This window comes from Leptolyngbya sp. 'hensonii' (assembly GCF_001939115.1).
GTDB lineage: Bacteria > Cyanobacteriota > Cyanobacteriia.
The window spans coordinates 23865-36072 of sequence record NZ_MQTZ01000056.1 but is presented as its reverse complement, the minus strand read 5'-3'; the positions used below and the strand labels follow the sequence as shown (position 1 = coordinate 36072).

The following is a 12208-nucleotide window of genomic DNA, read 5'->3' as shown; positions in this document are numbered from 1 at the left end:
TCAGTCTCTTACAGTTGCGAGTTGGTTCTGGATGAACCGCATTTACCCCTCCCATCTGGCTTTGCACATTCCAGATGGGTTTATTAACAACGGGCCTGTTTTGCTGGTGACCTGGGTGATTGCCATTGGCCTGATCGGCATGGCATTGAAACGAGTAGAAGCCGAATACCAGGATCGCATGGTCCCTTTAATGGGGGTTTGTGCCGCTTTTATCTTTGCGGCCCAGATGATTAACTTTCCCATTCCAGGGGGAACTTCGGGTCACCTGCTGGGGGGAACTCTAGCCGGGGTGTTGCTGGGGCCGTGGGCCGGATCTCTGGTGATGACTGTCGTGTTCATTGTCCAGGCAACGGTATTTCATGACGGAGGACTGACTGTCCTGGGGGCCAATATTTTTAATATGGGCCTGATTGGAACTTTTGGCGGCTACTATCTCTACAGCCTGATTCGTCACATTCTGGGGCGAAATCGGATTGCGGGCGTGGTCGTTGGGTCGGCGATCGCTGCCTGGGTCAGTGTGGTGGTGGCTGCTGCTGTCTGTGCTGTAGAACTGGCTCTATCAGGGACAACTCCGCTGAATGTTGCCTTGACTGCGATGGTGGGCTGGCATCTCCTGATTGGGTTGGGCGAGGCTCTGATCACCGTTATTACGATTTCATTCATCTGGCGCAGTCGGCCTGACTTGATTTACCTGCCCCCGCGACGAGCCGTCGCTCCGTCGCCTCGTCCCATGTCTTCCCGTTGAAATGAAGCGATCGTGAACCTATGAATTATCCCTCTTCAACTCAAAATCGGGTTTTTATTCTGACAGGGTTGGGAATTGCCTTGGTAATTGCCGTTTTTCTGTCGCCCTTTGCCAGTAAAGATCCAGATGGTCTGGATCGGGTCTCAGAAGACTTGCAGTTTGCTGACAAAGCGGTGGAAGAGACGCCAGCCAAAAAACTTCCCTTTTATCAGGTGTTTGATGAATATGCCTTACGCAATGTGCCCGAGCAGGTTGCCACCCCGATCGCTGGATTGATCGGGACTCTGGCTACCTTCGGCCTGGCCTGGGGGGTGGGAAAACTGACTGTTCGGACGCGCTCTTCTGAACCTGAATCCGCTGGGGACAACACCGACTCCTCCGATGACCTTTAGCTTGGTGCTCAACATCGAAACGAAGCTTCTGAAGCAGGCTTTTCCAGCCATCTGCAAAAATTCTTCACCTGACGATTTGCCTTGGTGGCAGATCAGTGCAAACTAAGGTAAAACCAGATGCAGGCCCTTCTGATATCCCTTACCCGCCAGGAACGCTAAGAATGCTTTTGCACATCGGTGTGCTTCATCTGGATATTGATAGCCACCATCAAACCCCCTGGCACCGCGTTACTCCCCGTGGCCGCATTCTCTGTACTCTGCAGATGCTCTTTGCCATCGTCCTGACCCCCTACGGCCATTGGTGGACCTGGGCCTTCTACGCGCTGCCGCTGCTGGGATTAGTCCTGTTTAGTCGCATTACCCTGTCCGTGCTCTTAAGACGCATGGCAATAGAGTTTTCCTTTATTAGTACTATTTTACTGGGAACCCTGTTTCGAGGCGGCGGAGACGTTCTCTGGAGTTGGGGACCCCTGACGATCACCACCCTGGGACTGACTATTCTGGGGAGTGTCTCCTGCAAAACTGTTTTGAGTTTATGGACGCTCAATATCCTGACCCTGACAACCTCTGTTTCATCCCTTTTGCAGGCCATGGTGGCGCTTCGGACCCCCCCCTTACTGGTTGCAATCCTGGCCTCGATGTATCGGTATCTGGCTGTGCTGGTGGATGAATTTACAGCAATGCGCCGGGCCGCGCTGGCCCGCAATTTAATGGCTGGGCAGGGGTATCACCATCGCTTGCTGATCGGTAATATGATTGGCATTTTATTCATTCGAACCTATGACCGGGGGGAACGAGTTCACCAGGCCATGCTCTCACGCGGGTATACCGGAGTGCCTTTTGCTCCAAATAGTCCTGCCGAAAACCGGTATGACATTACGGCATTCTCACTAACCAGTATGGTGGTTTTGATCGGGCAAAGCCTTTATCTGCCCCTGATGTCTTCATGAAATGGCTCCATGCATCACAATCCGATCGCGATCGAAAAACTCAGCTATATCTATCCCGATGGAACCGAAGCTCTGAGAGGCATTGACCTGGCAATTCAGGCTACAGAGCGAGTCGCACTGGTGGGGGCCAATGGCTCTGGAAAATCAACCTTGCTGCTGCATGTCAATGGCATTCTTATCCCTCAACGTGGCAGTATTCGGGTGGGAGATTGGCCGATCGAACCCAGATACCTGAAGCAGATTCGCAACTTCGTTGGGGTGGTGTTCCAGAATCCAGATGATCAGATTTTTATGCCCACTGTTTGGGAAGACATTGGCTTTGGTCCAACCAATCAGGGACTGCGGGGAGTGGAATTGTCCCAAAGGGTTCAGGCTGCCCTGTGGGCCGTTGGGTTAGACCTGGAGCAGTATGGCCACCGCAATCCCAGTAACTTATCGGGTGGGGAAAAGAAACGGGTGGCGATCGCGGGGGTGCTGGCGATGCAACCTCAGATTCTTGTGTTTGATGAACCCACGGCCCAGCTTGATCCCCGCTCCCGTCGGCAACTGATTCAGCTCCTGCAAACCCTGCCCCAAACTCAGTTGATCGCCACCCACGATCTGGATATGGCCCTCGAACTTTGCAGTCGGGCGATCGTCCTGAGCCAGGGACAGGTTGTCTATGATGGTCACCTGGAAGCAGTCATGAGCGATCCCCAATGGCTCCATAACCATGGTCTGGAAATGCCCCTCAGCTACAGTCGCCCCTATTGCCTCCTGGACCACGGGCCAGTGGCAGACTCAGCGTAATTGGATCTGATCAGGCAGATCTCGCTCTGGGGTTTGCTGGACAAAGAGATCATAGACGTTGACAGTCCCCTGGCCCTGGAACAACTGCTTGGTTTTCCACTTTCCGCTCAACACATCATCGTAATCCTCTGCTAAAGTTTGGCGACGGCGGGCCTGTCGGTCCACTGCATTCGAGGGCTGAATCGACTGTATCCAGGTGGAGTGAATGGTTTGTTCCATCGTTACCTCTGGATGCTCCAGCCGATAAATGGGTTTGTTTTTGAAATCATCCGCATGGAAGACCCAGAACTCATCGTTGGGTTTTGGCTCCTGGGTAACCGGATCTGCCAGGTCTTTGATGTCATCGTCCAGGACGACACAGACGATATAGCCGTGGGTGGTGGGGTCTTGCCCCGCTGCAGGCGGGAGGGCACTGGGTACAAATTGGGGCGATCGGGCGAAACAGCCCAGACGAAACTGGAAGTAATCCGTAATCTCCATGGCCTGGGTGTCTACCCGCAACAGGGACATGGGCTGGTCTGCCTGGGGCAGGTCATCAAAAGCAACCAGGCGATTTTCCCGCAACTCATCGTAGGCGTTGTAGATCCGTTGCGGAATCAGTTGCCGGGTGAATCCCCAGGACATCCAGTAGATGGTTTTGACTTTTTCCTCAGAGACGGAGGGGCGATCGCGGCAGAGTTCATGATGGGAGCACACTGAGATGGACCAGGTGTTCCTATCTGCGTCACTCAAAATGGCAGACTTGACAATATTTCCGGTCTGAGCGTCAATGACATAGCGGCCCAGGGATCCCAGATCAGTCGTGCTGGTTTGCATCCCCCACAGATCCCGGGGCATGGGGCTGTGATCATCCCAGCGCCGATCGCCTTGACGAATCCATTCCGTCACATCCCAACCATCGGTATGGCCGACATGGAGGGTAATCTGGTCATCGGTGTCATCATAATCGATCGCGAAATGGGCCAGTTCGTAAGGAATGACAGCCTTTTTCACGGTGATGGCTTTGGGCTCATCTGCCGATCCTCCCTGACCCAATTTCCGCCGATCGATGATGTAGAGGGTGGTATAGGGCTGGGGTGGAACCAGACGGGGAAAATTCTTGAACAGTTTGCGAATCAGATAGACAAACGGTGCAAAGACCTCAGAGAGTTCCATCTTGAAGGAAACATCCGGGAGAATGATGTAATTCCTTGAGATGGCCATCTGGTGGGCTGCCTGTTCCAAAACCACCGGATGGCATCGGGGCTGCTCAGAAAATCGACTGCGTTCCTCAACTAAAAGCTTCCAATGCTCAATTTCATGATTGAACCGGCACCGCACTAAATGGGTATAGCTGCCCCAACTCCCCAGATAGATGCCCCGTTGTCTGAACCATCTCCTGAGCTTGGTCACCGCATTAATTAGGCCAAGACCAGCAGAAAAGTTGGCAATATAAAAATCTGCTGGGTCCGGGCTGGATTGGGACTCTCCAGAGGCAGATGGACTTAAGTCAAAAACGGGATGGGCTGCTGTGGAATAGGGCTGAAAGATATACCGGAATAACCGGGGCACATTCTTCATGAACAGGAGTAGCGGCTTCCATTGGTGAATTGTGCCGATCGGGGAGAGGATTTCCAGAGAATCCGGATCGACCTCGTGGGGGCGGCCTCCATCAAAGGTAACCAGCAAATGGTCCCGAACAGCCAGAAAAGCAGTGTTCAACTGGTTCCGGGACCCCATTGGTAAACTGGTTCGCACAATGCCCCCATCCCGAAAACTGGTCCACCAGCGGAACAGGCGGTTTGGCCAGGATTTGGGAATTCGCTGCATCAATTGATCGGCGTAGTAGCAGACGGTCTTGGTGATTCGGGTTTTTAAGATGGCCTGTCCTGCTTCAAACCCGAGACGATAAATCATGCCATCCCCATTCAACACAATCCGGTCATCTGCCGGAAAGGCTTCGCTGGAAGGGGGCAAGGGCGCAATATTGAAGACATACCCTTGCAAATCAGTGGGTAATTGCAAGTCTTGAGGCAGGCGATCGCGCAAACTATCTGGCAGAGACTCCAGCAGCGCCGATTGGTCCGCAGCTTCTGACTGTAGGCGCAAGCAAAATAACCAACCCTCGGGTAAGGTAATCGTTTCCTGCCAATCTTGGGGAACCCTATTTTGCCACTCATGCAGCAATGGTTCATCTGCTGTCCAGACACAGATTTGCACATTTAAGCACAAATCATCATGTTCCCGTCGCCGCTTTTCAGCAGCAGCCCTGTACTTCTCCTTATCCTTGACGCGAATCTCAGCCAGTGACTTCGGAATAAACGATTTAAGGGTTGACATGGGTGCAAAGACCATAGAAAACTGCCCTCATGGATTGGGAATGGGTATAGAATCTGGTGCAAGATCGAGTCAGGACAGGTTGAATCAACTACCGTGATTAAATCCCCTCCCAGGAGGGGGCCACAGGGCCGGGGTAAGTCCAGAAATGAGCGCAAGAGCGCTTAACCCACCCTTAATCCTGGTTGGGTATGCAAGGTAGCCTAAGTGGAAATATAGTACAAAAATACCAATATTTCCACTTTATAGAATGCAAAGGCTCAGAAAATTTTATCTAGCAGAAATATTAATTACTGTACCGGCGTTCTATGATTATGAACACTAAATTTTGCAACAGAGGATTAAAGGAACCCTGCCTTCCTACTTCCTTCATCAATACCTCCTGCGAAAAGTTTGGTATGCACGGGAGGCTGGAGGGAGAGATGCTTTAATTCGATGAGTCTCGGTAATCAGAGAACGAATCAGATAATAACGAGTCAGGCTGGGAAGTTGGGTAAGCAGAATCCAGTTTGAGGCGGGAGATTTCAGGTAGGGCAGGGGTTGGATGGTCGATCGCACCCAAATTTTGCAGGGTGATCTTCTGAGTTTCCGTCAACCCGGTTGCCCCCGTAATCACCATGCCCTCGTAGGGCCGTTCCGTCTGAAACGTTGCCAGATTCTCTCCTGTGCGACTGTGCCAGAGTTTGATCATTTCGTCCTCACCGGCACTGGCAATCATGTGACCATCCGGGCTGTAGGTAACCGACCAGACCCAATTTTTATGCCCACGCAGGGTCTTAATACAGACATCATCCTGGAGAGACCACAGCTTTACCAATTGATCACAACCGCTGCTGACGATGTATTCCCCATCGGGACTGAAGGCCACGGTCAAAATCCAGCTCTCATGCCCGATCAGGGTTTTGATACATTGCCCTGTAAAAACATCCCAGAGCTTGATGGTGCCATCTAAACTCCCACTGGCCAGGAACTGGCTGTCAGGGCTGAAAGCTACAGCTCTGACCCGATTGCTATGATCCCCCAGGATGTGCAAACAGGTTCCGTTGGCCACATCCCAGATCCGAGTCGTGTGGTCCTCACTGCCACTGGCAGCCAGGGAACCGGCAGGATTCATGGCCACGGATCCGATGCGATCCTGGTGCCCTTGCAAAACCTGCAGACAGTTGCCACTATGGGCATCCCAAATTCTCACGGTTCTGTCAAAACTGCCGCTGACCAGACGATCGCCATAGCTATTAAAGGCCAGCGCCCAGACTTCCGCCTCATGCCCTCCCAGCACATGCTGACAACTGTAATGGGGGACGTGCCAGATGCGGATGGTGCGGTCCTCTCCGGCACTGGCCAGTTTACTCCCGTCGGGGGCATAGGCCACAGCCAGCACGGAATGGGCATGACCCTGGAGAACCCGCGCACATTTCTGCGTTTGAATCTCCCAGATGCGCACAGTATTATCTTTGTGCGCACTGATCAGGGATTGGCTGTCAGGACTGAAGGCGACAGAGCGGACCCAGTTGCCATAGCCTCGAATCACGGCTAGACAACGACCGTCATTAATATCCCATAAGCGAATCGTTTGATCATCACTGGCGGTTGCCAGTCTCTGGCCATCGGGATGAAAGGCAACCCCCCAAATCTGCTGGGTATGCTCTCTCAAAGCATGCAAACAGACTCCACTTTCCGCATCCCAAATCCGCAAGGTTTGATCAATCCCTGCACTAGCAATACGTCGGCCATCCAGACTAAATCCAACTGTCCAGATCCAGCCGGAATGGCCGGACAAGGTTTGGAGACATGTGCCACTTTCCACATCCCAAATTTTGACCTGTTGATCAAAAGCACCTGACACTAATCGCTGCCCATCAGGACTGAACGCTGCGGGCACAATCCAGCCATAATGTCCGGTCAGAACATGCAGACACTCACCCCTTTCAATGTCCCAAATCCGGATGGTTTGATCCACACTGGTACTGGCCAGCCGTTTCCCATCAGGCCGAAATACAACGGCAATCACCCAATTCCCATGGCCTTTGAATTCCTGTAAGCAATGACCGCTCTGAGCATCCCAAAGGCGAACGATCTGATCATCTCCACCACTGGCCAGCATCCGACCATCCGGGCTGAAGTTCACAGAGCGGGGAATATAACCCTGACCATCGATCGTCAATAAACAGGCCCCACTCTGGACATCCCAGATCTTGATCGTCTGATCATCGCTGGAACTGCCGATGCGAGTACCATCGGGGCTGAAGGCAATTCTGCGAATCCAGCTTTTGTGGCCCCGACAGGTCAACAAATGCTGCCCATCTTCAACACACCAAAGATTGATGTGGCCATTGGCATTGGCAGTCGCCATCATTGCACCATCCGGACTGAAGGCAACCGATAGGACACTGCCAAAGGTTTGAGTAAAGACAGATTTAGCAAAATGGGCCTGGGTAAAATTCACATGGTGCAGGGTCGCATCCTGTAAATAGGCTTGCCAGATGGCCAGATGGGAAAAGTCATATCCTCGCAAATCCGTCTGCAGGAAACATAACAAATTGAGAATATTACCCGCTGCATATCCTGGGAGGGCATTAGTTCCCGTGCGCAGACTAAAAAGCATCTGCCTGAGTTGGCTTTCCAGGCGAGTCTGATTCCCCAGACGGGATATGGCCATTTCAACCACAGGTTGCACAATCAGGCGACGTTGAGATTCCCGAATGTATTCTTTCGTAATCGCCTTTAGTAAGGGATGACGGTTGAGTAACTTGACTTTTCCAGAACAAATTTCTTCAACCACCTGAGTATTTAAACGGTTCGTCACATATTCCATCAGTACGGGTTGCAGCGTCAGGCGATCGCCCACTGGTTCTAAGGTCCAACGACGCTGGAGGGATTGCAGAGACTGGGAAATTTGGTCTCTGGTGAAGGGATTAAATATATCGGTTTGCAGGTCTGCGATCGCAACGGGCTCGCGATTGATAGCAAGCCAGTAAACAATTTCCTGTTCTTCGTCAGAGAGTCGTTCAAAATTAGCATCCAGAAGCTCCAGCAGGTCCGGCAGAACCAACTTTCCCTGTTGCAAAAATTGCGGAATTTTTCCAGCACAGAACTCCGCAATAAATTTTGCAGCCACTTCTAAGCCCAGAGGGTTGCCGTTGTAGCGCTGCATTAACTCGATCCAGTCCGCCTCAGAAGCGACAAAATCTCCAATTTCAGCAAAGATCTGTTGCCCTTCAATTAGGGTGAGCCCTTTCAGGGCCAGCGATCGCACTGGACGAGTTTTGGACTCCAAACGGGCAATTTCTTTGGGTTTTTCACGGCTGGTGATCAGGAGGCAACTCTGATGCGCCGTTCCACCAATTTGCTCAAATAGCTTGCCATAGGCTTCGTAGGAGGGGCGATATTGACCCGTAAATCGGCCACTGCTGAAGATTGTCTCTACATTATCCAGAATTAGAAGGCAGCGTCGGCTTTGTAGATAATGACGCAGGCGGGCCAGGGCGGCCTCCAGATTTTCAGGGAACTGAGTTTCTTGCTGGCCTGATAAAACCTTAATCCAATCCGTCAGAATTTCTTCCAGGGGGGTGGCATTCAGGAGCGATCGCCAGAGTACAACTTCAAACTGGTTCTCCAGAGACTCTACCAGTTTGACAGCCAATGTTGTCTTACCAATACCCCCCATGCCTAGAAGCGCAACCAACCGGCACTTGTCCTGAAGCAGCCAGGTTTTCAGCGTCGTTAGTTCTTCTGTTCGACCATAGAAAACAGGAATATCTGGAGCATCCTGCAAATTGAGATAAGGTCCGATCGGAGAAACAGGCGCTATACTGATCAGGCCAGGTTGTTGCTCATAACGTTCCAGCACGCGCTTAAGCGTGTTTTTCTTGACCTGCTCTCCTAGGGCCTCCGTGAGCTGCCTCCAGAGTTCACCACTCTCAGTCCGGGCATGCCCTTCACTGTAGGGTTCCCCGTTAGGTTTCCTGGCTTTGGCAATGATGTTTTTGTAAGTTTCTCCTGCCCAGACGCCCCGTAAAATAAATTGCTCAAACTCAGTTAACGGTCTGTGCAAAATTTCTTCGACGAGATTTATAGCCCGTTCAACGTCCATCGCCTGCACGCCTTAGGAAATTAACGCTGTACCTGGTTTGGTCTGCGGTAAATACTAGTATCTTCCTCAAGTACTGAACCTTTTTCTCAGTATATTTTCTAGCTATATTTCTTCTCAATATACCCCCTATCCCTATTTTCTTAATTTAAAAAGGTGACTTTTGCTGACCTTTCCCAGGTTAACCAAAGCATAAAGTAAGCTCATTTCTGGCGGAAGCCTAATCTGAAGCAGGCTTTTCCAGGGTTCGTGAGGGTATATGAGAATGGGAAGAATCTTTATATCAGCGGGTTATTGTACTGGAGAGCTTGCCTCAGCGACCATTCGAGGAACATCCCCAGCCCAGGAGATCATTCATACTCGTGATCTGGTGATTCGAGAGTTGAAGCTGCGCGGCCTGATCGAGATCCAGGATTACTTTATTGTGCCTGATGTTTTGGATGTTCGCTCCACGATCGACTGGATTAACTACCGAGCTCTGCCCGGTGATGTGGCCCTGGAAATTCAGGATGGGAGTAAGGGGGCTGAGGTTTTTCATCCCCATCTGAATCTGGAACGCCAGAAAGACGCCCAAACCTTTCTGGAGACTTACTTAAATCGAGTCGGTCCCCTGGGAATTGCGGATCAGGGAGTGAAGCCAGATGTTCCACCTTACACGCCTCTCAATGGTCTCAGCTTTTGTCGCCAGGTCAGAATTCCTTCCCTGCTATTAAAAATCGGCTTTATAGACAACGGTATTGATATCCACACTTTAAACAGCAGTCGAGTTATTTTTGCCGAAGGCATAGCAGATGCCCTGATTGCCTTCGAATTGGATGTCAGAAGCAGAAACGGGGGACCTTTATCCGCCAAAAATCCTACAACGGATATTGAGCTGAATGGCCGGATTTACGAAGATCGGGGGATTCTAGTGAACAGTAATTCCTATGTTCCGATTGATCTGGCTGATAATTTAGGGATCGATTTGTCTGAATCCCCTGCCATTGTGCGGGTGGGCTACGGTGGCGTAGTTTATATCAAAGCGATCGACCTGCAGTCTTACGGGATTTCTGTCCGCTGGAATAGCAACACCAAAACCACCATTCTCAGCTCCCATCAGCGGCTGAGCTTGCCAACCCAAATTATGGGACAGGGCCGGGCTTCTGCCTTTGAACTCACCAGCTTTCTCAAAGACGCCAATGGTGGCGACTATATCACTAAATTCCTGGGAATTGCTGAAATGTACATTGAGGAAGCTGCTCTGGAAGGCGTTAACCACGATATCGCTTTCTGTCAGATGTGCCTGGAAACCCGGTATTTGAAATTTGGTGGTGATGTCAGGCCCAATCAAAACAATTTCTGCAGTCTCGGAACCATAGGCAGTGGGGTTCAGTTTGCCTCTTTCTTCGACATGGGAACTGGCATTAAAGCGCACATCCAACATTTGAAAGCTTATGCCAGCACTGAACCTGTGAATAAACCCCCGATCGTCGATCCTCGATTTTCCCTGGTTAAGCGGGGAGTGGCTTCCGATTTAGAGTCTCTCGCAGGGCGGTGGTCTGTTGATCCTCATTATGGGAAAAGCATCAGGGATACCTTACAGAGACTCTATGCTACAACCAGACTCTGAGTCTTGCGATCTTCGACTTCTTCATGCAGCCGGAGATCGCAATGAACTGACTCGATCAGGTGTTGGTTCCAGATTCTGAGGTCCTATGGAGTGCGCGTATTGCGAGGTTCGAGGTCGCAGTATATCCGCCGGGATTCCACGGTATCCTGACGCCAGAGGCTGATCTTCAGATGATAGGATGCATCCATTTGGGCAACCACAGAAATGGATAGGGGTTTTAAGGGGGGTGGCACGGGGGGACCAGGCTGTTCCACGGTCACGTCTGTCTTGCCCTCGATCGCCGGTTGCACTACCCCAGGCAGGAGCTGATCCAGCGCTTGCACCTCAGGCTCTGTGGCCCCCAAGCACGCTCTCGCCACCGTTTTCAGGGTGGGCAGTAAGGTGGAGGGGAGCCCACCAGGGCGCAGCATCCCTGTCTGGATGGCAGAGTACTGGAGATGGAATCCGATCACATGATTGGGTTCTGCCCCGGTCGAAAATGCAGATTGTTCCCCACGCGGGCCAGGTTTAGGCGCTGGGGTCGCAGGTCTGGGAATTCCGCGAAATAGGGTCAGGGTGTAAGGGTCACTGGCCAGATCAGGAAACTTCTGCTGCCAGCCAGCTTCAAAGGTAGGCAGGGCTCCTGTCATCTCCAGTCTATAGTCCCGCGCCACTTGCCACCGTTCAGAGGGGCCGGGTTGATCCCGCTGCTGGACAAATTGCCAGGATTTCAGGGCAATCACGGGCGTCTGGGGGATAACCTGCAGCACCCGCACGATCGACCTCGGATCGTAGAGCTTACTTTCCTGTAGATTCAGTTGGAGTTGCTCCAGGCTGATGGTGGACCCCATCAGTCGGGCAGATTGGGCCAGAGCAGGATGATTGCCCTGTTCCCATTGCACGATGCCAATGACTTCGACATTTTTGGCATCGTAATCTTCCAGTTCATCGGGAGAACGCAGGGATTGCTTATTCCACAGCGGGAAGATAAAGACGCGCCAACCATCCTGCAGCACAATTTGAGCAGGTCCATAGGGTCGGCTGACTGGCTTGAAATCCGCAATTCCAGTCATGGGTTCAATCTCGGGACGGGAGGATGAACTGGGCCGGGTCGATCGGGGCGGTTGGAAGCGTTCATACCGTCCCAACAATCTCACCCGCTGCTGATCAAAGCGTTTCAGGTCAGCTCTGGTGCGGACGATCGGAGTTATGGGGTTGACTTGACTCACGGTGCTAGAGGGGGAAGGGGAGGGGGCAGACAGGGGAAGATGACCCCATCCGAGCAGGCCAACGATCGCAAGGTGACGGAGCACTTGAACACCGTACATCAGGTCAATC

Annotated in this window: 8 protein-coding genes; 5 read left to right on the top strand and 3 right to left on the bottom strand. The window is 52.0% G+C overall.

Features of this window, described 5'->3' with window-relative positions; all coding sequences use genetic code 11:
• Positions 1 to 31 precede the first annotated feature (31 nt).
• The 4 genes from BST81_RS23930 to BST81_RS23915 all read left to right on the top strand — a co-directional run bounded on the left by BST81_RS23930 (position 32) and on the right by BST81_RS23915 (position 2876).
• Positions 32 to 745 (top strand): energy-coupling factor ABC transporter permease, encoded by a 714-nt coding sequence (locus BST81_RS23930; RefSeq protein ID WP_075601060.1) that lies wholly within the window; start codon positions 32 to 34, stop codon positions 743 to 745.
• A 20-nt stretch (positions 746 to 765) separates the two neighbouring features.
• A complete protein-coding gene (locus BST81_RS23925; protein WP_075601041.1) occupies positions 766 to 1137 on the top strand; it encodes a PDGLE domain-containing protein in 372 nt (123 codons plus the stop codon).
• Positions 1138 to 1298: 161 nt separating this feature from the next.
• Positions 1299 to 2087, top strand: coding sequence for a cobalt ECF transporter T component CbiQ (gene cbiQ / locus BST81_RS23920; protein ID WP_075601040.1), 789 nt, complete (start codon positions 1299 to 1301; stop codon positions 2085 to 2087).
• A gap of 9 nt (positions 2088 to 2096) precedes the next feature.
• The gene (locus BST81_RS23915; RefSeq protein WP_075601039.1) at positions 2097 to 2876 is read left to right on the top strand and encodes an ATP-binding cassette domain-containing protein; all 780 of its coding nucleotides are present in this window, start codon (positions 2097 to 2099) and stop codon (positions 2874 to 2876) included.
• On the opposite strand, the gene BST81_RS23910 is transcribed toward BST81_RS23915, so the two are convergent.
• On the bottom strand, positions 2868 to 5195 hold the full coding sequence (locus tag BST81_RS23910; protein WP_171974839.1) for a carotenoid oxygenase family protein: 2328 nt from the start codon (positions 5193 to 5195) through the stop codon (positions 2868 to 2870). The genes BST81_RS23915 and BST81_RS23910 overlap by 9 nt on opposite strands.
• Before the next feature lie 424 nt (positions 5196 to 5619).
• Positions 5620 to 9285 carry an NB-ARC domain-containing protein gene (locus BST81_RS23905; RefSeq protein WP_075601037.1) on the bottom strand — a complete coding sequence of 1222 codons (3666 nt, stop codon included), beginning with the start codon at positions 9283 to 9285 and terminating at the stop codon, positions 5620 to 5622.
• Positions 9286 to 9547: 262 nt separating this feature from the next.
• Here BST81_RS23905 and BST81_RS23900 point away from each other — a divergent pair, with 262 nt between their 5' ends.
• Positions 9548 to 10891 carry a glucosaminidase domain-containing protein gene (locus tag BST81_RS23900; protein ID WP_075601036.1) on the top strand — a complete coding sequence of 448 codons (1344 nt, stop codon included), beginning with the start codon at positions 9548 to 9550 and terminating at the stop codon, positions 10889 to 10891.
• A gap of 83 nt (positions 10892 to 10974) precedes the next feature.
• Here the strand turns inward: BST81_RS23900 and BST81_RS23895 are convergent, their stop codons facing one another.
• Positions 10975 to 12198, bottom strand: a complete 1224-nt coding sequence (locus tag BST81_RS23895; protein WP_075601035.1) for a hypothetical protein — start codon at positions 12196 to 12198, stop codon at positions 10975 to 10977.
• Between the last annotated feature and the right edge of the window lie 10 nt (positions 12199 to 12208).